Origin of the sequence: uncultured Lutibacter sp. (assembly GCF_947495725.1) — a bacterium.
Classification (GTDB): domain Bacteria; phylum Bacteroidota; class Bacteroidia; order Flavobacteriales; family Flavobacteriaceae; genus Lutibacter.
Map to the genome: position 1 here is coordinate 241853 of NZ_CANLZZ010000003.1, position 24988 is coordinate 266840.

Annotated in this window: 25 protein-coding genes; 14 read left to right on the plus strand and 11 right to left on the minus strand. The window is 29.0% G+C overall.

What is annotated here, in order from left to right:
- The first annotated feature begins 253 nt into the window (after window positions 1–253).
- Window positions 254–691: a hypothetical protein gene (locus Q0776_RS08035; RefSeq protein WP_298366839.1), complete on the plus strand. Its 438-nt coding sequence runs from the start codon at window positions 254–256 to the stop codon at window positions 689–691.
- Window positions 692–765: 74 nt separating this feature from the next.
- The gene (locus Q0776_RS08040) at window positions 766–2001 is read left to right on the plus strand and encodes a glycosyltransferase (protein ID WP_298366841.1); all 1236 of its coding nucleotides are present in this window, start codon (window positions 766–768) and stop codon (window positions 1999–2001) included.
- On the opposite strand, the gene Q0776_RS08045 is transcribed toward Q0776_RS08040, so the two are convergent.
- The 7 genes from Q0776_RS08045 to Q0776_RS08075 all read right to left on the minus strand — a co-directional run bounded on the left by Q0776_RS08045 (window position 1994) and on the right by Q0776_RS08075 (window position 6034).
- A complete protein-coding gene (locus Q0776_RS08045; protein WP_298366843.1) occupies window positions 1994–2395 on the minus strand; it encodes a thioesterase family protein in 402 nt (133 codons plus the stop codon). The genes Q0776_RS08040 and Q0776_RS08045 overlap by 8 nt on opposite strands.
- Window positions 2396–2778: 383 nt before the next feature.
- Window positions 2779–2922 carry a hypothetical protein gene (locus tag Q0776_RS08050; RefSeq protein ID WP_298366845.1) on the minus strand — a complete coding sequence of 48 codons (144 nt, stop codon included), beginning with the start codon at window positions 2920–2922 and terminating at the stop codon, window positions 2779–2781.
- A 16-nt stretch (window positions 2923–2938) separates the two neighbouring features.
- Complete coding sequence (locus tag Q0776_RS08055; protein ID WP_298366848.1) at window positions 2939–3433, minus strand: CAP domain-containing protein; 495 nt, start codon at window positions 3431–3433, stop codon at window positions 2939–2941.
- Window positions 3434–3494: 61 nt separating this feature from the next.
- Window positions 3495–3734: a hypothetical protein gene (locus Q0776_RS08060; protein WP_298366851.1), complete on the minus strand. Its 240-nt coding sequence runs from the start codon at window positions 3732–3734 to the stop codon at window positions 3495–3497.
- Between the two features lie 259 nt (window positions 3735–3993).
- The gene (locus Q0776_RS08065) at window positions 3994–4440 is read right to left on the minus strand and encodes a MarR family winged helix-turn-helix transcriptional regulator (protein ID WP_298366853.1); all 447 of its coding nucleotides are present in this window, start codon (window positions 4438–4440) and stop codon (window positions 3994–3996) included.
- Window positions 4441–4891: 451 nt separating this feature from the next.
- Entirely contained in the window at window positions 4892–5395 is a 504-nt protein-coding gene (locus Q0776_RS08070) for a hypothetical protein (RefSeq protein WP_298366855.1), read from the minus strand.
- Window positions 5396–5404: 9 nt separating this feature from the next.
- Complete coding sequence (locus tag Q0776_RS08075; protein ID WP_298366875.1) at window positions 5405–6034, minus strand: DUF2202 domain-containing protein; 630 nt, start codon at window positions 6032–6034, stop codon at window positions 5405–5407.
- Between the two features lie 173 nt (window positions 6035–6207).
- On the opposite strand from Q0776_RS08075, the gene Q0776_RS08080 reads away from it, so the two are divergent.
- The 9 genes from Q0776_RS08080 (at window position 6208) to Q0776_RS08120 (ending at window position 16643) form a co-directional block, all read left to right on the plus strand.
- Complete coding sequence (locus tag Q0776_RS08080) at window positions 6208–6765, plus strand: hypothetical protein (protein ID WP_298366877.1); 558 nt, start codon at window positions 6208–6210, stop codon at window positions 6763–6765.
- 63 nt (window positions 6766–6828) lie between these two features.
- Complete coding sequence (gene pepT / locus Q0776_RS08085; RefSeq protein ID WP_298366880.1) at window positions 6829–8061, plus strand: peptidase T; 1233 nt, start codon at window positions 6829–6831, stop codon at window positions 8059–8061.
- Window positions 8062–8214: 153 nt separating this feature from the next.
- A complete protein-coding gene (lysA, locus tag Q0776_RS08090; protein WP_298366882.1) occupies window positions 8215–9420 on the plus strand; it encodes a diaminopimelate decarboxylase in 1206 nt (401 codons plus the stop codon).
- A 360-nt stretch (window positions 9421–9780) separates the two neighbouring features.
- Window positions 9781–12225, plus strand: coding sequence for a bifunctional aspartate kinase/homoserine dehydrogenase I (gene thrA, locus Q0776_RS08095; RefSeq protein ID WP_298366885.1), 2445 nt, complete (start codon window positions 9781–9783; stop codon window positions 12223–12225).
- A 3-nt stretch (window positions 12226–12228) separates the two neighbouring features.
- The gene (locus Q0776_RS08100) at window positions 12229–13152 is read left to right on the plus strand and encodes a homoserine kinase (RefSeq protein WP_298366888.1); all 924 of its coding nucleotides are present in this window, start codon (window positions 12229–12231) and stop codon (window positions 13150–13152) included.
- Between the two features lie 6 nt (window positions 13153–13158).
- Window positions 13159–14451, plus strand: coding sequence for a threonine synthase (gene thrC, locus Q0776_RS08105; protein ID WP_298366890.1), 1293 nt, complete (start codon window positions 13159–13161; stop codon window positions 14449–14451).
- A 31-nt stretch (window positions 14452–14482) separates the two neighbouring features.
- Window positions 14483–15736: an ammonium transporter gene (locus Q0776_RS08110; RefSeq protein ID WP_298366891.1), complete on the plus strand. Its 1254-nt coding sequence runs from the start codon at window positions 14483–14485 to the stop codon at window positions 15734–15736.
- Between the two features lie 24 nt (window positions 15737–15760).
- Complete coding sequence (locus Q0776_RS08115; RefSeq protein ID WP_298366894.1) at window positions 15761–16102, plus strand: P-II family nitrogen regulator; 342 nt, start codon at window positions 15761–15763, stop codon at window positions 16100–16102.
- 46 nt (window positions 16103–16148) lie between these two features.
- Window positions 16149–16643, plus strand: a complete 495-nt coding sequence (locus tag Q0776_RS08120; protein WP_298366896.1) for a DUF6265 family protein — start codon at window positions 16149–16151, stop codon at window positions 16641–16643.
- 5 nt (window positions 16644–16648) lie between these two features.
- Here the strand turns inward: Q0776_RS08120 and Q0776_RS08125 are convergent, their stop codons facing one another.
- A complete protein-coding gene (locus Q0776_RS08125) occupies window positions 16649–18067 on the minus strand; it encodes an aminopeptidase P N-terminal domain-containing protein (RefSeq protein WP_298366899.1) in 1419 nt (472 codons plus the stop codon).
- Window positions 18068–18254: 187 nt separating this feature from the next.
- Here Q0776_RS08125 and gcvT point away from each other — a divergent pair, with 187 nt between their 5' ends.
- Window positions 18255–19337: a glycine cleavage system aminomethyltransferase GcvT gene (gcvT, locus tag Q0776_RS08130; RefSeq protein ID WP_298366901.1), complete on the plus strand. Its 1083-nt coding sequence runs from the start codon at window positions 18255–18257 to the stop codon at window positions 19335–19337.
- A 50-nt stretch (window positions 19338–19387) separates the two neighbouring features.
- Here the strand turns inward: gcvT and Q0776_RS08135 are convergent, their stop codons facing one another.
- Entirely contained in the window at window positions 19388–19933 is a 546-nt protein-coding gene (locus Q0776_RS08135; protein WP_298366905.1) for a 1-acyl-sn-glycerol-3-phosphate acyltransferase, read from the minus strand.
- Window positions 19934–20017: 84 nt separating this feature from the next.
- Between Q0776_RS08135 and rmuC the strand changes: the two genes are divergently transcribed.
- The gene (gene rmuC / locus Q0776_RS08140; RefSeq protein WP_298366908.1) at window positions 20018–21340 is read left to right on the plus strand and encodes a DNA recombination protein RmuC; all 1323 of its coding nucleotides are present in this window, start codon (window positions 20018–20020) and stop codon (window positions 21338–21340) included.
- Window positions 21341–21384: 44 nt separating this feature from the next.
- Here rmuC and Q0776_RS08145 read toward each other — a convergent pair whose 3' ends face one another.
- Together Q0776_RS08145 and glyA are read right to left on the minus strand one after the other, a co-directional pair.
- Window positions 21385–22095, minus strand: a complete 711-nt coding sequence (locus Q0776_RS08145) for a peroxiredoxin (RefSeq protein ID WP_298366910.1) — start codon at window positions 22093–22095, stop codon at window positions 21385–21387.
- Window positions 22096–22246: 151 nt separating this feature from the next.
- Window positions 22247–23521 carry a serine hydroxymethyltransferase gene (glyA, locus tag Q0776_RS08150; RefSeq protein ID WP_298366911.1) on the minus strand — a complete coding sequence of 425 codons (1275 nt, stop codon included), beginning with the start codon at window positions 23519–23521 and terminating at the stop codon, window positions 22247–22249.
- Between the two features lie 120 nt (window positions 23522–23641).
- On the opposite strand from glyA, the gene fahA reads away from it, so the two are divergent.
- On the plus strand, window positions 23642–24925 hold the full coding sequence (gene fahA, locus Q0776_RS08155; protein WP_298366914.1) for a fumarylacetoacetase: 1284 nt from the start codon (window positions 23642–23644) through the stop codon (window positions 24923–24925).
- The last annotated feature ends 63 nt before the right edge of the window (window positions 24926–24988 follow it).

The window sequence follows — 24988 nt, forward strand, 5'->3', positions numbered from 1 at the left end:
TTAGTAAAGTTTAAATTTAAGATTAAAATTTATTAATTATAAATGAAGTTTTTATTAATAAATTGCAACAAATTCAGCAATATTAAAGCGCTTAACCAGTGCAAATATAAGGTTTACAATTTAATTTATTATTAAACTTTAATAATTATCTCTTTTTCATATAAAAAGAACTGTAAACATGCATTTTTTTATTACTTGTTTTACATTGTTAATTTTCATAATTTACAATTTAATATTTTTAAAAAAATCAATTATGAATTTATCTGCAAACAAACCTACCAAAGCTTTTTGGTTAATTGGTATTATAGCATTATTTTGGAATATTATGGGTGTTATGGCATATCTAATGCAAGCATTTATTACTGATGAGGCAAAGGCCTTACTACCAGAACCGGAACAAGCTTATTATAATGGAATTCCTGTTTGGGTAACTGCTGCGTTTGCTATAGCTGTATTTTCTGGTTTGTTGGGATGTATTGCGCTTCTATTAAAAAGAAAAATAGCTTATTTACTATTCATTATCTCTTTAATAACTGTAATTATTCAGTTTATTTACAACTTTTTTATTCAAGAGTTTATGGATGTCTCTGGCTTTTCTAAAATAATTATGCCAATTATTGTAATGTTAATCGCATTTTTTTTAGTTTGGTATTCTAAAGAATGTATTAAAAAGGGATGGCTATTTAAATAATCTAAGATTTATATAATTTTTTACGCAATCTTAGTATGCATTTTCAATTTAGAACTTCTACTTTTAATTTTCAAATGAAAAAATTATTAATAATAGGTTTTGTTTGGCCCGAGCCAAGTTCAACTGCTGCAGGAACAAGAATGTTACAATTAATTGAATTATTTCAAAAAAATAATTTCAATATTACCTTTGCATGTTCAGCAGCTAAAACAACAAACTCTTTTAATTTAGAAAGTTTAAATATTGAATGCAAAGAAATTGCACTAAACTGTAGTTCTTTTGATAAATTTATTAAAAACCTACAACCAAATTATGTGTTATTTGATCGGTTTTTAACCGAAGAACAATTTGGCTGGAGAGTTTCTGAAGTTTGTCCAGAAACCATTAGAATATTAGATACTGAAGATCTCCATTTTTTAAGAAAATCTAGAGAACTAGCCTTAAAAGATAACAAAACAGATTTTTTAGAATATTTACATAATGACATTACAATAAGGGAAATTGCCAGTATTTATAGGTGTGATTTAACCTTAATTATTTCTAAATACGAGAAAACCTTATTAACCAAATTTTTTAATATAAATAAGTCTTTATTAATTTATATTCCTTTTTTGTTGGAATCATTGAAATTAGAAAAATTAAGATCCTATCCTACATTTACTGATAGGAAAAATTTCGTTTCAATTGGCAACTTTAAACATAAGCCAAATTGGAATGCAGTGTTAAATTTAAAACACCATATTTGGCCTATTATTAAAGAAAAATTACCAAATAGCGAATTGCATATTTATGGAGCTTATTGTACAGAAAAAGTTTTTCAATTAAATAATAATTCTGAAGGATTTATAGTAAAAGGATGGGCTAAAGATATTGAAAATGTTTTTAAACATTCACGTGTTTGTCTTGCTCCACTTGAATTTGGCGCAGGATTAAAAGGTAAATTAATTAATTCTATGGAATTTGGCACACCAAATGTAACCACAAGTATTGGTGCAGAAAGTATGCATGGAAATTTAAATTGGAATGGTTTTATTTGTAACGATAATGAAACATTTTCTTTAAAAGCTGTGGAATTATATTCTTCTTCTAAAATTTGGGAGGAATTTCAAAATAATGGTGTTAAAATTATTAATAAATGTTATTCAAAGAAAAAGTTTGAAACAAAACTTTTAACAAAAATTAAAGTAATTGAAAATAATTTAAAACTTCATAGAAAAATGAATTTTATTGGCTGTATGTTATCGCATCATACTTTAAAAAGTACAAAATATATGTCTAAATGGATTGAGGAAAAAAATAAAATCAATTAGGTTTATATTTATTTAAAATTTCGAGAATATCTTTCGGAATTTTTGTAGGTTTCATTGTTTTTTTATTTAATAAACACCAATACGTTTTAACAGAACATAATAATTTATCAGCTCTATTTATTGTAACATATCTTACAGATTTTAAACCATTTAACTCTCCAATCCAAGTTTTAATTGTTAGTTTATCACCAAGTAATGCTGAAGAATAATAATCCACCTCATGCCTAACAACAACCCAAACAAAGTTATCTTTAAAATCTTTTGTGGAAATTTTTGTCCAATGTTTTTCAGCAATAAGCTGCGCCCATTCTAAATATGCAACATTATTTACATGATTTAAATAATCTATTGACTTTTCTTCAACAATAAGGTTATGTAAATATACTTTTGACATAATATACTTAAGTTTCTACGGATTTTTGGCTCTTTAGTAAGGAATAAGCATATAAAATAAGCTATTTTTAAATAAAGTGTAAAATTAGTTGGAATTATTAATGTTAAATTATAATTTTACTTCACCTATTTAGTTCAAGAATATGAAAATTTTTAAATTTTATTTCTTACAATAATATTTAAAAATTTACAGTCGTAATACTTGTTACAAAGAAATTTTCGTGGGGACGACAGTTTTTACAAGATTTTTGCGACTGTTTTAATTTGAACTTATTAATTATAATAAAACAGTTGTAAATATTGATATCTTACGATACTACCGTTGTGGGGACGACACTTGAATATTACAACTGTTTTAATTTTAGGGACGACAAAATCTCAAATTTATATGGCTATACAAGTTCTAAAACTTGTTATTTTTTCTTTTTGATTATTTAAAAATGTAAAATTTGGCACTAATGTATTTATATACATAGTTTCTGAATTATTGCTTCTTGTTTTTTCTACAATTTTCTCTTTAACTAACATAACTAAGGGTTTTATATTATTGTTTTATATAAATATGGGTAAAATAATTTCTTCCTTCATTATCCGTTTTTGTAGAAATTCCAAAATGTGTATAATCAGGATTAACAATTATTTTTTTATGATGCTCACTATTGAGCCAAGCGTTAACAACACTTTCCGCAGAATTGAAACCATAGGCAACATTTTCACCTACAGTTTTAGCATTTGCATTATGTACAAGTTTTTCATGCCTTTCTGGAAAATTATCATGATTTGCCTCTCCGACCTTTACCATATAACTCGAGTGTGTTTCAGCTACACTTGAAATTATATTTAATTTTTCCAACGTTTTTATACCGTTAGTCCTTCTAAATTCGTTAATAATATTAAGAATCTCATTTTCAATTGGAGAATAGGACACTTTTGTTTCTATAAATGATTCTTCGTAAATTTCAACATCATCCTTAGAACAAGATATTAAAACTGTTGTTATAAAAAGACATAGGGTTAATTTAATCAATGTAGTTTTCATAATTGCGGGGTTTTTACAAAACGAATTAACTTATTACTTTCAAAAAAATACAGCCGCAAATTTATCGTACCAAACTACCGTTGTGGGAACAAAATAATGGAGATAAATTTGATGCGGCTGCTTTTGAAATACCATAATTTTGCACTTGTTTAGCCATTAAAAAAATAGATAAACTAGTATAAAATGTGGCATCCATACACTTAAATAAAACTTGTTTAGTTTTATTATTATTAAGTGAATTGCTATAGAAAATAGCAGAGAGAATAATAATTACGAATAGTATTAATAATTCTATAATCATTGTTTTGGGGTTTGGGGTTTAAATTGTTATGGGGTTGATTTATGTTTTTTTCTTAAAAAAGAGGCAGAAACAAAGTTCTTACTAACCATCTAACTTATAAAAGCATTTTCGGGTTGCTTTTTGAAGTATGTGACTACAGTGAATCCACCTCTAAATGTTTGTTAATTTTTCATAATATTATTTTTAATTTATTACCTAACTAATTGATGTTTAAGGGGTGAAAAACACCAATTAGTTATTGGCAATTACTTGGGGTTGATTATTTATTTCTAATTTTTATTAATAATTTATTTAATGTTTCTAATTCAGTTAATGTTAAATTACTTACAATATCATTTTCAAAATCAGTATGAATTACTTCAATTTCATCTAACAGATTTAAACCTTCCTCTGTTATTCTAATTTCAACCTTCCTCCTATTCTCTTCATTTTGAAATCGGGTAATTAATCCTTTCAATCTAAGCTTTTCAACTAATCTTGTGGTATTACTATTTTTACTAACCATTTCAGCCTGTAAGCTTTGGAGGTCAGCTGGTAATCCATTCATTTTTTTTAAAGAACGTAACACTTGAAATTGTTGAATAGATATAGCGAACTGTTTTAAATGATCAGAGAACTTTTCATTCATCCAGTTACCTGCATGCAATATATTTGCAATTGTATAATCAGGTACGTTTAACGCTTCCTTTTTATCATCTTTATTCAACTTCGGGGGGACAACTAATTTCTATACTACTATTGTATAGACAACAAATGTATATACAATTATTAAATTATGCAAATAAAATTGTTGAAAACTCATATAAAAAACCACATACGATGGTTCTTATTAAAATTACAACAATAAAATTCTATAAGTTCTTAGTTCAAATACATAGAAGATATAATTACTCTAATATTATGATATACAGCTTTTTAGATACGTTTTTAATTGCTTTCAAAACTACATTTACTCTTTATCCGATGGTATAATTACAAGAAGAAAAAAAAGAAAAATTTTTAATATAACATTTTTAAAATTGTTAATAACTCAACATAATTGTTTAAAACCTTACTCCAGTTTTAATGATATTTTGATTATTAACCTTATTATTAGTGATTATTAATTGATTAAAATTACAATATTAAAAGAAGAAATTTATCCTTCTTTTATGTATTTAATTCGAATTTCTTATTCTACCTCTACCCTTACCCAAACCATTTCCCATTCCGTTAGGATGTTCTTCTGTAAAATGTTTATCAAACCATTGTGGCTTTTCTAATTCATTATTATAAACATAAGTTGCAATTTTAACAATATCATTTTTTTCAAAAGGTTGTTTTGGCATTACGTTAAAATTCATTACAGCTCCTCTCATTAATGCCTTTTCTTCTTTAGGGTCTAGTATCCAATTTGTAAAAGCGTTTACAAAATCCGACTCGTTTTTATAGGACATTTTATAACGTCTTTTAACAGCAACCATAGGCGGTGCAATTATTGCATCATGCGATGGTGAAATAACGGAATGACAAGCATAGCAATGTTGTTTTAATAACTTTAGTCCTTCATTTTCTAAATGCTCTTCATTAGACAATTGAGTGAGTTGTTTATTCTTTTTATTAGTATTACAACTAACAATAGATAAAATAACAAGTAGACTTAATAATTTAAATAGTTTCATAATTTTATTTTAATTGGTGCCACAAAATTCATTCGAAGTTGAGATTATTTCCTCAAATTCTTGATTTGAGATATAATTAGCCGTATAGTAGCCCGATTGTTGAACCACTTGTTTGTAAAAGTTTCTTAAATGGTTTCTAGATCCACATTTTAATAAACTGTATACTGCTAAAATTTCTGATTTTAAAGTTCGTTCTTCATTTTGAGAAATATCATAAATATCCATATCTTCAATTGTACTTCCAACTTTTAAAGCCTCAACTAAAGAAATATTAGATTGTTTAATTAAATCGTTATATACTTTTTGAAGTTGTTTATTTGTAAATTTCCCAGTTTCTTGTATAACCGGATCATTAATACCATATAAATCTAACAAAACCAAAACATTATCCATATGCGACTGTTCACTATTGGCTATATTTTTAAATATTATTTGTTTATATACATCATATGCATGCAAATAAACATCTCTTGCTAATTTTTCTTCTTCCCGTAAAAATAACAAGTCCGAAATTTCGTTTTCAGTTAATTCAATTTTAGAATCTAATTCAAACTCATTTATCCCATTGTCATTCGAATTATTTGAACAACTAATTAATACTATTGTAACTAGGATTAAACTAATTTTAAAAATTTTCATGATTAATATTTTTTTTCAAAATATGCTCAAATTTCATTCCTTAATTCAACAAAAGTGGTAACAATAGTTACCGTTACATGTCTTAAATATTACATAAAACAATTATTAAACTTTATATCAACACCATAGAAATTATGTTCTATTTATAAATGTGAAATAATTACATTTGTTTTATGAAGAAACACCTAATTATACTTATTACTGTTGTTATGCTTATTGGCTGCAATAATAAGTCGCAGTTAAACAAAACATTTAATTGTGGTTCGGCTAATTTTAATGAATTAACTACCAATTCCGATTTTAATAAAAACTTCACAATTAAAATCCCTTCTAATTGGAAAACAAACCTTTACTACGACCAAAATCAATCCGAATTATTTGCCGCAGACACTACCAAGCAATTAAGTAAAAGTTATATAATAGATGTAGCTTACAATTATGGTTCTATAAACTTAAATGAACCTTTTATAAAAAGTATTGATTCTACAATTACAAGTTCGAAATTAACAAAATTAAAATCTGGAAAAACCACTTTTAAAAATAAACCTTCATTTTGGTATTTAAGTAACGGCACAAAAAAAGGGTTTACCTATCATCAACTTAATTTAATAATTAAGGTTTCAAATACAGCATACATTACCTGTTATTCTCAAATTTATGGAGAAAAAAACATTGATGAACGAATTTGTGAATCCATTAGTTTATTTGATAATATTGATTTTTTACAATAATTTAAGAAAATCACATTGCAAATCCTTAATTGAAAACGTACTTTTGATAAAAAATTTAACATAATGCAAAAAATTATAGATCGCTTTGTAAAGTATATTACCGTAGATACACAATCTGACCCAAATAATCCAGATTTTCCTAGTACTGAAAAACAATGGAATTTAGCTAAAATATTAGTTAAAGAATTAGAAGATATTGGAATGGAAGATGTAACATTAGATGACAATTGTTATATAATGGCAACTTTACCTTCAAATGTTGATTATGAAGTACCAACAATTGGTTTTATTGCACATATGGATACAAGTCCCGATTATACTGGTACTAATGTAAAACCACAATTTCATCCAAATTATAATGGAGAAGATATTTTATTAAACAAAGAAGAAAACATAGTACTATCTCCAAGTTATTTCGAAGATTTATTGCTTTATAAAGGGCAAACCTTAATTACCACTGACGGTACAACACTTTTAGGTGCTGATGATAAAGCAGGAATTACAGAAATTGTTTCTGCAATGGAGTATTTAATTAACAATCCTGAAATTAAACATGGTAAAATACGAGTTGGTTTTACTCCTGATGAGGAAGTTGGTAAAGGAGCTCATATGTTTGATGTTGAAAAATTTGGTGCAGAATGGGCTTATACAATGGATGGAAGTCAGGTTGGAGAATTAGAATACGAAAACTTTAATGCTGCTGGAGCAAAAGTAACCATTAACGGGAAAATTGTACATCCAGGTTACGCCAAAGGAAAAATGATTAATTCAATGACAATTGCTTCGGATTTTATAAAAGGTTTACCTGCAAATGAAGTTCCAGAGCATACAGAAGGCTATGAAGGTTTTTTCCATTTACACACTATGAATGGTGAAGTTGAAAAAACAACCTTAGAATATATTATAAGAGATCACGATTTAAGCTTGTTCGAAAAACGAAAAGTTCAATTTCAAAAAGTAGCGGATGATTTAAATAAAAATTTAGGTAGTAACCTTATTGAAGTTGAAATTAAAGATCAGTATTTTAATATGCGCGAAAAAATTGAGCCTGTAATGCATATTGTTGATATTGCCGAAGAAGCTATGAAGCAATTAAATATAAAGCCATTAATTAAAGCAATTCGCGGTGGAACTGACGGATCTCAATTATCTTATAAAGGGTTGCCATGTCCAAATATTTTTGCAGGTGGGCACAACTTTCACGGTCGTTACGAATATGTTCCTGCCGAATCAATTCAATTAGCAACTGACGTTATAGTTAAAATTGCTGCAATTACTGCTGAAAGAACAAAATAATTGTTTTTGAATATCCATTTTAAAACTCTCTCCAATATACAAATGGTGAGAGTTTTTCTTTTTTAACAGAATGTTAAATATTGTTATTATTATAAAATAAGTTTTGAAAATATTTAAAACATTTTACTTTTGGCGCAACAAAAAAATCAGTGAATGAACAATCAACAATTAATAGCACTTGCGGAGAAATATGGAAATCCGTTATATGTTTACGATGCCGACAGAATTGTGTCGCAATATCACCGAATGGCAAATGCATTTTCTAGTGTAGAAAATTTAAAAATAAACTATGCTGTTAAGGCAAATTCGAATATTAATATTTTAAAGGTTTTAAATAAATTAAATTCGGGCGTTGATTGTGTTTCTATTCAAGAAGTAAAACTAGCGATTGAAGCCGGTTTTAATGTTAAAGATATTTTCTTTACTCCCAGTGGAATTTCATTTGAAGAAATGGAAGAAGCTACTATTTTAGGTGTTCAAATCACTTTAGATAGTTTATCTATTTTAGAAAAATTTGGAAATAAATATGCACATATACCTGTTTGCTTAAGAATTAACCCTCACGTAATGGCGGGTGGAAATCATAAAATTTCTGTGGGTCATATCGATTCAAAGTTTGGAATCTCTATTCATCAAATAGATGGAATTAAATCAATTCTTAAAAAAACGGGCTTAGTAATTAACGGTATTCACATGCACACAGGTTCAGATATTTATAATATTGAAGCCTTTTTAAATGCTACAGAAATATTACTAAATACGGTTAAAGAATTTGATACCATTGAATTTGTAGATTTTGGAAGTGGATTTAAAGTTCCATATAAAGATGGTGATATTGAAACTAACATCGAAGAAATGGGAGTTACTTTAAGCAACCGTTTTAACAATTTTTGTAAGGAGTATGGTAGAGATTTAACTATGATTTTTGAACCAGGTAAATTTTTAGTTAGTGAAGCTGGAAGTTTATTAGTAAAAGTAAATGTTGTTAAACCAACACCAAATATATTATTTATTGGAGTAGATAGTGGATTAAACCATTTAATTAGACCAATGATGTATGATTCGTATCATCATATAACAAATATTTCTAATCCAGATGGAGAGGAGAAAATATATGATATTGTAGGTTATATTTGCGAAAATGACACGTTTGGTTCAAATAGAAGCATTAGTGAAATTTCTGAAAATGATATCCTAAGAATACATAATGCAGGTGCTTATAGTTTTTCAATGGCTTCAAATTATAATTCACGTTTTCGTCCAGCTGAAGTTATGTTGTATAATGGTGAAGATTATTTAATCCGTAAGCGAGAAAATTTTGAAGATTTAATGAGAAATCAGGTAATCTTAGATTTATAATACTATAAAAAACTCCGTTGCATTGCACGGAGTTTTTTATTATTCATAATAAGTTCTTTAAAATAACGGTTAAAATGTAGATAAAGTAGTTGTAAATTATTTTTTTTGTAAAATTAATTTCAAATTATTGTAGTTTTAAAAAATTACCTACTTTTGAACTATGCAAATAGAAAAAAGATATAAGTTAAATACAAACGCAATTACTATGCGCAACTTTACTATTGCAACAACTACTACAATTACCCTTTAGGGGTTCTATTCTATTCATATAAGCCGTATATATATTCATTTTCATTAAGAAATGAAACTTTGAATATTGAAAACAAAAATAAAATAAATTAAACATATAAATTAATACAAATGAAAGTATTAAAATTTGGAGGTTCATCAGTAGCATCTTCGGAAAACATAAATAAAGTAATAAGTATAGTTAAAGAAAGTTCTTTTAAAAACAATGTAGCAGTTGTTGTATCTGCACTTGGAGGTGTAACGGATTTGTTGTTAGAATCGGGTAAACTTGCATGTGAAGGAAATGAAGATTATAAAAATAGTTTTAAAACTATTGAATCTAGACATATTGAAGTAGTTAGAGAATTAATTCCAGTAAACAACCAAAGTAGTGTTTTAGGTCAAATTAAATTGATGTTGAATAAATTAGAAAACACATTGGAAGGTGTTTTCTTAATTAATGAACTTTCATCAAAAACTTCTGATAAAATTGTTAGTTTTGGTGAATTATTTTCATCATATATTATTGCTGAAGCTATGAAAAGTAATGGCTTAGATGCAGTTTTAAAAAATTCGCAAGAATTAATTGTTACCGATGGAAATTTTTCAAACGCTGCTGTAATTTTTAATAAAACAAACAATAACATTACTAGTTATTTTAAACATAATAAGTCTAAAATTGTAATGTTACCAGGTTTTGTTTCAAAAACTGAAAATGGAGAAGTTTCAACTTTAGGTCGAGGCGGATCAGATTATACTGCCGCAATTATAGCTTCAGCTGTTGACGCATCTATATTAGAAATCTGGACAGATGTAAGTGGAATGTACACTGCAAACCCAAAATTTGTACGTCAGGCCTTCCCTATCAAAAGCATTTCATATCAAGAAGCAATGGAATTATCGCACTTTGGGGCTAAGGTTTTATATCCTCCAACAATTCAACCGGTGTTAAAAAAAGAAATTCCAATTTGTATTAAAAATACTTTCGACGCTAAGGCTGAAGGAACTTTAATTACAAAAGTTTCATCAAATACAAATCCTATTAAAGGAATAAGTCATATTGAAAATATGGCATTAGTTACATTAGAAGGAAGCGGAATGGTTGGTATACCTGGTATTTCTAAACGTTTATTTGGTTGTTTGGCTTCAAATAAAATAAATGTATCATTAATAACACAAGCTTCATCAGAGCATTCTATATGTTTTGCTATTAGCAATAACGATGGTGAAAAAGCCGAATATGCAGTAAACCAAGAATTCAGTTATGAAATTGAACAAAATAAAATAGACCCGTTAATTGTTGAAAAAGATAATGCTATTATTGCATTAGTTGGTGATAATATGAAAAGTCACCAAGGTATTAGCGGTAAAATGTTTAGTACATTAGGTAAAAACAATGTAAACATTAGAGCTATAGCTCAAGGAGCTTCAGAAAAAAATATTTCTGCGGTAATTTCGCATAAAGACATTAAAAAAGCATTAAACACACTCCATTCTGAATTCTTTGAAAATCAAACCAAACAATTAAATTTATTTGTTGTTGGTGTTGGAAATGTTGGAGGAAAATTATTACAACAAATTAAACAACAACAACAATATTTATTAGACAACCTAAAATTACAAGTTAGAGTTATCGCATTAACAAACTCTAAAAAAATGTTGTTTAATGAAGATGGAATTGATTTAGAAAGCTGGAGCACTCAATTACCAAAAGGACAAGATTTGGATATGAATTTGTTTCATAAAAAAGTAACAGATTTAAATTATAGAAATAGCATTTTTGTAGACAATACTGCTAATGAAAGTGTTTCTAAATTATACGCCAGTTATTTAAAAGAAAGTGTTGCTGTTGTTACTTGTAATAAAATTGCTTGTTCATCTAATTACACTAACTATTTAAATTTAAAACAGTTAGCAAGAGAATATAATGCTCCTTTCTTATTTGAAACTAATGTAGGTGCTGGATTACCAATAATAGACACTTTAAAAAACTTAATTGCTTCAGGTGATAAAGTAACTAAAATACAAGCTGTTTTGTCCGGAAGTTTAAATTTTGTTTTTAACAATTTTAACAGCGAAACTTCTTTTGCCGATGTTGTTGATGAAGCGGGTGTTCAGGGCTATACTGAGCCAGATCCTCGTATTGATTTAAGTGGTGTTGATGTAATGAGAAAAATCTTAATATTGGCTCGTGAAAGTGGAACAAGATTAGAATTAGACGACATTAAAAATAATTCATTTTTACCACAAGCCTCGTTAGATGCGGATTCTGTTCCTGACTTTTTAGAAACTTTAAAAACAGAGGCTGAGCATTTTAATAAAATACAACAAAGCGCAGAATCAAATAACTGTAGATTAAAATTTGTTGCAGAATTTGATAATGGAGCTGCAAATGTAGGCTTACAAGAAATTCCTTCAGATCACCCATTCTATAATTTAGATGGAAGTGATAATATTGTATTGTTCTTTACGGAAAGATATCCTGTGCAACCATTAATTATTAAAGGTGCTGGTGCTGGTGCTGATGTAACAGCCTCTGGCCTATTTGCAGATATTATAAGAATAGGAAACAACTAAACTATGGATCAGTTAAAAATATTTGTTCCTGCAACAATTGCTAATGTTTCTTGTGGTTTTGACGTACTAGGTTTGGCATTGGATAATGTTGGTGATGAAATGACTATTAAAAAAGTAGCAAAAAAAGGAGTTACAATAACAAAAATTATTGGTCAAGATTTACCACTTGAAACACATAAAAATGTTGCTGGAGTTGCTGCATTAGCATTATTAGCTGAAACTAACAGTGATTTTGGTTTTGAAATAGAAATTAATAAACAAATTAAACCCGGAAGTGGAATTGGAAGCAGTGCTGCGAGTTCTGCGGGTGCAGTTTGGGCCATTAATGAGTTGCTAGGTAAACCATTTAAACCTTTAGATTTAGTTCGTTTTGCTATGGAAGGTGAACGTTTAGCAACGGGTGTTGCTCATGCCGATAATGTAGCTCCAGCCCTTTTAGGTGGATTTACATTGGTTAGAAGTTATGAGCCTTTAGATATTATAAGTGTTAACACACCAAATGAATTATACGCAACCGTTATACACCCACAAATAGAAGTAAAAACCTCTGACGCTCGTGAAATTTTAAAAACTACAGTTCAACTAAAAGATGCTATAAAGCAATGGGGAAATGTAGGAGGATTAATTAGTGGTTTATATACTGAAGATTACGATTTAATTGGAAGATCGCTTCAAGATTATATTATAGAACCAATTCGTTCAATACTAATTCCAGCATTTGATTCTGTTAAAAAAAATTCTTTAAAAGCTGGAGCTTTAGGTTGTGGTATTTCAGGTTCGGGCCCATCTATTTTTGCATTAAGTAAAGGAAAAGAAACTGCTTTAAAAGTTGGTGAAGCTATGAAAGCTGTATACACTAAAGTTGGTATTGATTATGACGTTCACGTCTCAAAAGTAAACAAACAAGGAATAAAAATATTAGAATAAAAAATTATGAACTTTTATAGTTTAAATAAAAAAGCCCCAATTGTATCATTTCAAGATGCTGTGGTTAAAGGATTAGCACCAGATAAAGGATTGTATTTTCCTGAAAGTATTAAACCTTTAGAAAAGGATTTTTTTGATCATATAGAATATTTTTCAAATGTAGAAATTGCTTATGAAGTTATAAAACAATTTGTTGCTGATGAAATTCCTGAAAAAGAATTAAAGCAAATTATAGAAGAAACTCTTTGTTTTGATTTCCCTGTTGTTTCAATTACTGAAGATATTTCAACTTTAGAATTATTTCATGGACCTACAATGGCTTTTAAAGATGTTGGAGCTCGCTTTATGGCACGCTGCTTCGGTTATTTTAATAGAGATAAAACAGCTTCAAAAGTAACTGTTTTGGTTGCTACCTCGGGAGATACCGGTGGTGCAGTTGCTAGTGGTTTTTTAGGTGTAGATGGTGTAGATGTTGTTATACTATATCCAAGTGGTAAGGTTAGTGATGTTCAAGAAAAACAATTAACTACATTAGGCCAAAATATAAAAGCATTAGAAGTTCACGGAACATTTGATGATTGCCAAGCAATGGTTAAGAAAGCATTTTTGGATGAAGAAATTACTTCGAAGAGAAATCTAACTTCGGCAAATTCTATTAATGTTGCCCGCTGGTTACCACAAATGTTTTATTTCTTTTTTGCTTATAAACAATTGAAAAACAAAAAGAAAGACTTAGTTTTTTCAGTTCCTAGTGGAAACTTTGGGAATATTTGCGCCGGAATTATGGCACAACAATTAGGCTTACCAATTAAGCAATTTATTGCTTCAACAAATATCAACGATATTGTTCCTAATTATTTAGAAACTGGAGTTTATATACCAAAACCATCTAAGCAAACCATTTCAAACGCAATGGATGTTGGTGATCCAAGTAACTTTATTAGAATTCAAGAAATATATAAAAATGATGATAAGTTAAAAGAAAACCTTTCTTCCTATTCATTTACAGATGCTGAAACTAAATCTGCTATGAAAGAAATTAAATCTATTTCTGGTTACGTAGCTGATCCTCATGGAGCGGTAGGTTATTTGGGATTAAAAAAATATTTCGAAAACAATAACGCTCAAGGAATATTTTTAGAAACCGCACATCCTGTAAAATTTTTAGATGTTGTTGAACCAGTTTTACGCGAAACTATAGAATATCCTCAACAAATATTAGATGTAATAAATAAAGAAAAGGTTGCAAAAGAAATTTCAACATATAAACAATTAAAAGAATATCTTTTAAATTCTTAAATCAAAAATCAACTAAACTAAACTAACAATTATGACTGAAGTGACCACTACGGCTCTGGAACAAACAGAGCTTATTTGTGCTATTGATACCGTTTGGGTATCGATTTGCGCAGCAATTATTTTTTTAATGGAGGGTGGTTTTGCACTTCTTGAGGCAGGATTTGTACGAGCAAAAAACGCAATGAGTATAATTGCAAAAGTAATGATGGATATTGCTTTTGGAGGTATTGCTTTTTATTTAGTGGGTTTTGGAATTGCATACGGAAACTCAAACGGATGGATTGCTTTTGATATAGGGATTACCGAAAGTGACTTAGGATTAGGATTAACAGTCTCTAATAAACTGTTTTGGTTTATTCAACTTGGGTTTGCAATAGCTGCGATTTCCATTGTTTCAGGAGCATTAGCTGAGCGTATGAAAGTATGGTCTTATGCTATTTATGTTTTTGTATTCTGTGCTATTTTATATCCATTAGCAGCAAATTGGGTTTGGAATCCAAACGGATGGTTAGCAGTTAAAGGTTTTAATGATTTTGCTGGTTCAGGGGCAGTACATGCTATGGGTGGTTTTGCTGCTTTGGCAAGTGCAATTGTATTAGGGCCACGTTTGGGAAAATATGGAAAATCGGGCGAAATAAACTCAATTCCTGGACATAATTTACCTTTAGCCGCTGTTGGAGGATTTATTTTATGGTTTGGATGGTTTGGATTTAATCCAGGTTCTACATTAGGTGCAGTTGGCAATTGGGAACTTATTGGAACCATTGCTACAAATACTTTTTTAGCATCTGCCGCTGGAGGAATTTCAACAATGATTTACACTTATTTTCGATATGGTCAAATTGATGTAACAATGGCAATAAATGGTGTACTTGCTGGTTTAGTAGCTGTTACTGCAGGTTGTAATGTAATAGACTCTAATTCTGCTATAATTATTGGTGCTATAGCAGGAGTTTTAGTAGACATTGCTGTTGAAGTAATTGATAGAATTAGGATTGATGATCCTGTTGGAGCAATTGCTGTGCACGGAGTTAATGGTTTTTTTGGCACCATTGCTGTAGGTTTATTTGCAACTGAAAACGGCTTATTTTTTGGTGGAGGTTCAAGTCTTTTTATCACTCAATTTATTGGAGTAAGTGTAATTGCTATTTTTTCTTTCACAACAACTTATTTACTTATGTTTATTATGAAGAAAACTATAGGTATTAGAATCACTAAAGCAGAAGAAAAAGCAGGTATTGATGCTGTATCATTTGGAGTTGAAGCTTACACAACTTTCGAATAACTATTAATTAAATAGACATTAAAAATGAAAAAAATTGAAGCAATAATAAGACCCTCAAAATTAAAGGATGTACAAAAAGGGTTAAAAGAGGCAGGAATTCCATGTATAACAGTGGCTCCCGTAAAAGGTACAGGCTTACAAAAAACATATTCGGAACATTATAGAGGAACAGAACAATCTATGATTCTTCAATCTAGGGTATTAATTATGTGCGTTGTTAGTGATAATAACATGGAAAAATGTATCGATGTTATTTTAGACAATGCATCAGATGGAGAAACAGGTGATGGTAAAATCTTTATTTATGATGTTGCTGAAGCCATTAGAATTAGAACTAAAACAAGAGGTAAAGAAGCTATTCTTTAATATTTTTATAAAAAAATTAGTAGTTTAGCTAGATAAATTTAAAATTATGAAAATTTATCTAGCTATTTTGTTTCTGGTAGTTTCTTCCAATATGATCTCTCAAAACACCTTACAATTAAATGATAAAAACTCACCAAATGCCTCAATTAACGATGTCTCTTGGATAGCTGGTTATTGGGTTGGCGATGCTTTAGGAGGCCATGTTGAAGAAGTATGGACCACTCCTCTTGGAGATTCCATGATGGGTTCATTTAAATTAGTAATTGATGAAAAAGTGAAATTTTATGAATTTTGTACAATATCACAAGAAAATAAAAGCCTAATTTTAAGAATTAAACATTTTAACAACGATTTAAAAGGATGGGAAGAAAAAGAAAATTCAGTTGAATTTCCATTAGTGAAATTAGAAACAAATAAAGCTTATTTTGACGGACTCACTTTTGAGAAAGTTAGTAAAGACAAATTAACAATGTATGTTGTTTTTAAAAATAATGGTAAAGAACCTGTTGAAATGAAATTTCAATACAAATTAAAAAAATAAGATGATTATTCTAATTTTGGTAAAACAAAACTGTCTAAAACGCTAGCCTCTTTCATTAAAAGTTCAATCGCTTCTGAAGTTCTTGGAGCTTTGGATGATAAATTTATAGGTCCTTTGTCTGTTATTAATATATCATCTTCAATTCTTACCGCAATATCCCACCATTTTTCATCACAATTACTTCCTTTTGGAATATATATTCCTGGCTCAACCGTAATAACCATATTTTCTTTTAATTTTCCAAAATTTGAAGCATCATGCACATCTAATCCTAAGTGATGCGATGCCATATGAGGATAATAATTATGGTAATCATTTTCACTATCAATAATTCCCAATTCAACTAAGCCCTTATTTATAATATCTTTTGAAACTTTATTTGGTTTTGTAAATGATGATCCAACTTTAGCAGCTTTAATAGCTGCTTCTTGCGCCTTATATACTAAATCGTAAATTTGTTTTTGCTCTGTTGAAAAAATACCATTTGCTGGTATTGTTCTTGTTACATCTCCCGTATAACCGTGATATTCGGCTCCTAAATCCATTAAAACTAATTTCCCATCTTCAACTTCAACTTTGTTATTTTCAATATAATGTAAAATACAGCCATTTCCTCCTGCACCAACTATTGATGGATAACCCTCATATTCAGCTCCATATTTTTTGTAGACAAACTCATGAACACCTTGTACTTCTAATTCTGACATTTTTGGGTGCATTGCTTTCATAATTTCAATTTGTCCAATTGCCGAAATTTCAATAGCCTTTTTTAGTAAAACAAGTTCATCTTTTGTTTTAATTTCTCTAAGTGAAGCCATAAAATATGGTAAGGATTTTTTATTGATTTTTCGCTCGTCAACATTTTTTAACTTTTTTTCAAATGATGCAATTAAATTATATAAATCGGCTTCTTCCCTTGTATTTCTAACATCATTGTGCAGGTTTTGAAATAAAATTGTACTGTATTTCGAAAAATCTATTGCTATATTTAAAAAGGTTGTTCCATTAAAAACATCTTTATAACCTAATTTATCTTTAGCTCCATTAATTCCTAGGCGTTTACCATACCACATTTCTAAGTATTCATTCTTTTCTTGAACAAACAATAATTCATTAAATGATTTATTATTAAGTTTTTGTTCTTCCTTAAAAATTAAAACCAAAGAATGTGGTTCTTTAAAGCCTGTTAAATAATAAAAATTAGGATCTTGATGATATAAATAATCAACATCATTTGACCTATTTCGAATAGGGTTTGCAAAAATAATAGCAACACTATTTTTAGGCATTAATTTACGTAAAGCTTCTCTCCTTTCTTTATGAAAATTATTACTTAAATAATCTTCTGGTAAATATGGGTTTTGAGCATTTAATTTCATTAAAACACCTAGAAAAACGAAAACAATAAATTGAAATTTGTTCATTAATAATAATTAAAACTATTTTATTCAAATATAGAAAAATTAAAAAAAGTTCCTTTGTATATTTTAAACATTGCTTTTACATGTCTTTTTAATTCTATAATAGTATGTAATAGATAAGGAAATATAACTTAATATAATTTATATCTTTTAAATATTACTATTTTAGCAGTCGAAAAATACAATTACAATGAAAAATACAGCATTATCACATATTCATGAAAATTTAGGAGCAAAAATGGTGCCTTTTGCGGGTTATAATATGCCTGTACAATACGAAGGTGTAAACGCAGAACACGAAACCGTAAGAAACGGAGTTGGTGTTTTTGATGTATCTCATATGGGCGAATTTTTAATTGAAGGAGAGAACGCTTTAGAATTGATTCAAAAAGTAACTTCTAATGATGCAAGTAAACTTGAAATTGGAGATGCACAATATAGCTGTCTGCCTAACAAAATTGGTGGAATTGTTGATGATTTAATTGTTTATCGAATTAAAGAAAACACCTATTTGTTGGTGGTAAATGCTTCTAATATTGAAAAAGACTGGAATTGGATTTCGGAAAACAATAGTATGAAAGCCGAAATGAAGAATCTTTCAGAAGGATATTCTCTATTAGCAATTCAAGGGCCAAAAGCTGTTGAAGCTATGCAAAGCTTAACTTCTGAAGATTTATCTGCTATTAAATTTTACACTTTTAAAGTGAACGATTTTGCAGGAGTTGAACACGTAATAATTTCAGCAACTGGTTATACTGGTTCTGGCGGATTTGAAATTTACTGTAAAAACAGTGAAGTTGAACAAATTTGGAATAAAGTTTTTGAAGCAGGTAAAGACTTTGGAATTAAACCAATTGGTTTAGCTGCACGCGATACTTTACGTTTAGAAATGGGATATTGCTTATACGGAAATGATATAAACGACAGTACATCGCCTATTGAAGCAGGATTGGGTTGGATTACTAAATTCACAAAGAATTTCACAAATTCTGAAGCCTTAAAAAAGCAAAAAGAAAAAGGTGTTTCGAAAAAATTAATTGCTTTTGAAATGATAGATAAAGGAATTCCTCGTCAGCATTATACAATTGTTGATGCTAATGGTATTAAAATTGGAGAAGTAACTTCAGGAACTATGAGTCCTTCACTTAAAAAAGCTATTGGTTTGGGATATGTATCAACAGAATTTTCTAAAAAAGATTCAGAAATTTATATTCAAATACGTAAAAAAACTATTAAAGCAAAGGTAGTTAGATTGCCTTTTTATAAAGGGTAAAATCAAAAATATACTTATTTAAAGGTGCTAAATAATTTAGTGCCTTTTTTTTACAAATTAAAAAATTCAGGTATTTTCCCTTTTACGCCTCTGTAAAAATCAAAAATATAATTCTTGTCTTTTTCCATATCTTCGGTTAAATAATACGGTTCTGAGATTTTAACTTGTTTGTTTCCAAAATCAAATGTCATCATTACAATAGGTACGTTAGCCCCTTTTGCAATATGGTAAAACCCTGTTTTCCAAGTATCAACTCGTTTTCTTGTTCCCTCTGGAGACAAAGCTAAAATAAAATTTTGTTTGCTATTAAAAATATTCACAATAGCTTCCACTTTGTTTTGGCTTTTACTTCTATCAATTGGTGCCCCACCTAATTTTCTAAAAATAAAACCAAATGGAGGCTTAAAAAGTGATGCTTTTCCAATATAATTAGCAGGAACTTCTTGAATTAATTTTACAGCCAAACCCAATAAAAAATCTTGCCAATGAGTATGGGGCGCACCTATAATAACATATTTTTTTATGTCCTTAGGGCACTCACCAACTATTTTCCAGCCAAATATTTTATTAAAAATAAAAAGGGTAATTTGTTTCATTGTTGATAACTCAATACTGAAATTGTTAGAAGTATTGGGGAGGCAAATATAAAAACATTAATTTTATATGCTAATTTAATTAACATGAACAACATAATAATCTTTGTAGTTATTGCCATTATTTTTATGGTAATTGGCTTTATAATTGGTAAACTTATAACTAAAAACACCTATGAAAAAAGGGTCTCTGAATTAGATACAACTAATAAACTTTTACTTCAGAATAAAGATGCTAAAGCAAATGATATTAAAGAGTTAAACAATAGAATGTCTTTATTAGCAAATGAAAAGCATGACTTAGATATTGCACTTGCTCAAAAAAACTCTGAGTTTAATAATTTAAAAGAAAAGCTAGAAGAAAATAAAGCAGAAGTTGAAAAACTTCAAGAAAAATTCACAAAAGATTTTGAAATTTTAGCCAACAAAATATTAGAAGAAAAATCTTCGAAGTTTACCGAACAAAACAAAGAAAATTTAAAAACAATTTTAAATCCTCTTCAAGAAAAAATTCAAACTTTTGAGAAAAAAGTTGAAGAAACACAGAAGGAAAGTATTGGAATGCACTCAGCCCTTAAGGAACAGTTAAGCGGACTTAAAGATTTAAATTTACAAATGAGTAAAGAAACAGTGAATTTAACCAAAGCATTAAAAGGTGATAGTAAAATTCAAGGAAATTGGGGAGAATTAGTATTAGAACGTGTATTAGAAAAATCGGGCTTAGAGAAGGACAGAGAGTATTTTGTACAACAAAGTTTTACAACCGCAGCTGGAAAACGTGTTTTACCCGATGTTGTAATTCATTTACCAGATAATAAAAAAATGATTATCGACTCTAAAGTTACCTTAACAGCTTACGAACGTTATGTGAATGCCGAAGAAGACAATGATAAAGATGTTTATTTAAAAGAGCATGTAGCATCACTAAAGCGTCATATTGAACAATTGAGCGAAAAAAATTATCAAGAATTATATCAAATTGAATCCCCTGATTTTGTATTGTTATTTATTCCTATTGAACCTGCTTTTGCAATAGCACTTAATTCGGATAATCAACTGTATAACAAGGCTTTCGAAAAAAATATTGTTATTGTAACACCAACTACCTTACTTGCAACTTTACGTACTATTGATAGTATGTGGAATAATGAAAAACAACAAAAAAACGCCATTGAAATTGCTTTACAAGCAGGGCGTTTATATGATCAGTTTGTAAATTTAACTAACGATTTAATTAAGGTTGGAAACCAATTAAAAACAGTGCAAGGATCATATGATGTTTCAATGAAAAAATTAACTGGTACAGGTAATTTGATTAAAAAAGTTGAAACTATTAAAAAATTAGGAGCTAAAGGAATCAAAAATTTTAATGATAAACTACTTGAAAGAGCATTGGAAGATGAAAATTAATAAAAAAAGCCTGCTAAATTGCAGGCTTTTTTTATTTTCATTAATTACTTTTTAAGTACTTTTTTTAATACAGTATCTTTATCTAATTTTCTAGTACAAAAATACCAATCTTTACACTCCATATCTTCTTTACCTTGCATTCTGTTTTCTGCAGTACCGCAAGAACCTGCAGGTCCAATAATTACATCGTCACCAGGATTCCAATCAGCTGGTGTTGCTACTTCAAATTTATCTGCAGCTTGTAATGCAACTACAACTCTATACAATTCATCAAAATTACGTCCTAAACTAAGTGGGTAATAAATAATAGCTCTAATAATTCCTTTTGGATCAACAAAAAATACTGCTCTTACAGCTTTTGTTGAACTTTCATTAGGTTGAAGCATACCATATTTTTTGGCAACACTCATAGTAATATCTTCAATTAAAGGAAATTTTACTTCTACATTTTTCATTCCTTTATATTCAATTTTTTCTTTAATTGAACGTAACCAGGCAATATGACTATACAAGCCGTCTATTGATAAACCAACTAACTTACAGTTTGCTTTTAAAAATTTTTCTTCTAAAGAAGCAAAAGTTATAAATTCAGAAGTACAAACTGGTGTAAAATCTGCAGGATGGCTAAATAATATTACCCAATCCCCTTTATAATCATTAGGAAAATGTATATTTCCTTGTGTAGTAACAGCCTTGAATTCAGGAGCCTTATCTCCTATTCTTGGCATTGCAATAATTTCTTGTTCTGTTTCCATTATCTCTTTTTTTTATATTAATATTTAACACCTAAAGTTATAACATCAACAGCCATAAAATTGTAACTAAACTTACTTAGTGAAGTTAAAATTAGGTTAAAAAAAAGTCTCGCTAATTAGCGAGACTTTTAAATTTTATTTAAAATTGATTTTACCAATTAAATAATGCTCTATCAGACATTAACTCATTTACTTTTTCTGCTACAGTTTCTATAATTTCTTCATTTTCACTATTCATAATTACTTCATCAATTAAATTAACAATAGTAGCCATATCGTTTTCTTTTAAACCACGAGTTGTAACAGCTGCAGAACCAATTCTAATCCCAGATGTTACAAATGGAGATTTGTCATCAAATGGAACCATATTTTTGTTTACAGTAATATCAGCTTTCACCAATGCATTTTCAGCATCTTTACCACTAATATCTTTATTTCGTAAATCAATTAACATACAATGATTATCTGTTCCTCCCGAAATAATTTCATATCCTTTACTTACAAATGCTTCAGCCATAGCAGAGGCATTCTTTTTAACTTGAATTTGATAATGTAAAAAATTATCAGTTAAAGCTTCACCAAAGGCAACAGCTTTAGCAGCAATAACATGCTCTAATGGTCCACCTTGATTTCCAGGAAATACTGCCGAATTAATTAATGTTGACATCATTTTCAACTTTCCGCTTTTTAACTTTAAACCAAATGGATTTTCAAAATCTTTACCAATCATAATCATTCCACCACGTGGTCCACGTAATGTTTTATGAGTTGTAGTAGTTACAATATGGCAATGAGGAATAGGATCGTTTAAAATACCTTTAGCAATCAAACCTGCAGGATGAGAAATATCGGCCATTAGAATTGCTCCTACTTCGTCTGCAATTTCTCTAAATTTAGCAAAATCCATATCTCTAGAATAAGCAGAGGCACCAGCTATAATTAACTTTGGCTTATGCTCTTTAGCTTGTTTTTCTAAGTGAGAATAGTCAATTCTACCCGTTGCTTTATCTACTCCGTAAAAAACAGGATTATATAATTTTCCCGAAAAATTTACAGGAGAACCATGTGTTAAATGTCCTCCATGAGATAAATCAAACCCTAAAATTGTATCTCCAGGTTTTAAACAAGCCGCGTAGACAGCTGTATTTGCTTGTGAACCAGAATGAGGTTGTACATTTACATATTCAGCTCCAAATAATTCTTTAGCTCTATCAATAGCAATTTGCTCTATAATATCAACAACTTCACAACCCCCATAATAACGTTTATTTGGATATCCTTCAGCATATTTATTTGTTAATATTGAACCTTGAGCTTCCATAACTTGTTCACTTACAAAGTTTTCAGAAGCTATAAGTTCTAATCCACTTGTTTGTCTTTTTTTCTCGTCTTGAATTAAATCAAAGATAATTTGATCACGTTGCATTAGTAGTTACCTATTTTAAAAGTTAAATTATGTGCAAAAATAGTAATTTCATTTTGGATTTAGTAAATAACTTCTATATTTGATTAGAAAAATGTTAACAATACTTAATAAGTTTGAAATATGAAAATAACAGCTAATAATCCGGACAGAAAATCGTGGCTAAATGTAGTTAATGGTTGTGATTTTCCAATTCAAAATATACCATTTGGGGTTTTTATTACTAAAGATGATATTATTACAATAGGAACTCGAATTGGTGAATATGCAATTGACTTAGGTGCATTTCATCAATTAGGTTATTTTAATGGTATTCCATTAACCGATGATATTTTTATGCAAGATTCTTTAAATGATTTTATTGCAGATGGTAGAAAAACTTGGAGATTGGTAAGAAATAGAATTGCGGATGTATTTGATGCTGAGAACAAAACATTAAGAGATAACCCAAAACATAGAGAAGCAATTATTTTTGATGTAAATGAAGTTGAAATGTTATTACCAATTGATGTTGGAGATTTTACCGATTTTTATTCGAGTAAATATCATGCTCAAAACGTTGCAGAAATTTACAATTTAAAAAATGGTCCCTTACAAAATAACTGGTTACATATGCCACTTGGTTTAAATCAAAGAGCTTCTTCTGTTGTGGTTTCAGGAACGCCAATTAAAAGACCTTATGGACAAACTCTTTCTAAAGACGGAACTACACCTGTCTTTGGACCTTCTGAAAAATTAGATATGGAGGTTGAAACAGCTTTTGTAACAACAGCAGCTAATCATTTTGGAGAACCAATTCCAGTTGATGAAGCTGAAGAGTATATTTTTGGAATGGTATTATTAAACGATTGGAGTTCTAGAGATGTTCAACAATGGGAGTCTAAGCCTTTAGGACCTTTTTTAAGTAAAAGTTTTGCTTCAACTATTTCACCATGGATAGTAACTTTAGATGCCTTAGAACCTTGGAGATGTGAAAGTCCTAAACAGGAAAAATTACTTCCATATCTTAAACCAAAAAACACTGCAAATAGTTTTGATATTAATTTAAACACGTATTTAGAAACCGAAAATGGCGATTTAAATTTAATTAGTGAATCTAACTTCAAAAATATTTATTGGACTATGACACAGCAACTTGCACATCAAACAATAAATGGTTGTAATGTACGTGCAGCAGACTTGTTTGGTAGTGGAACAATATCTGGAGAAAGTAATAAAAGTGTTGGTTCTTTATTTGAATTAACTTGGAACGGTGAGCAACCTATAAAGTTAAAAGATAACTCAGAACGCACCTATTTAAATAATGGCGATAATATTATTTTAAGAGGCTATTGTAAAAACGATACAACCAGAATAGGTTTTGGTAAATGTACCGGTAAAATAGTTCCTTCAAAAAAGAAAAAATAACCTTTAATAAAATAATTAAAAAAGCTCTAAATTAAATTTTAGAGCTTTTTTTATATAGTTTTG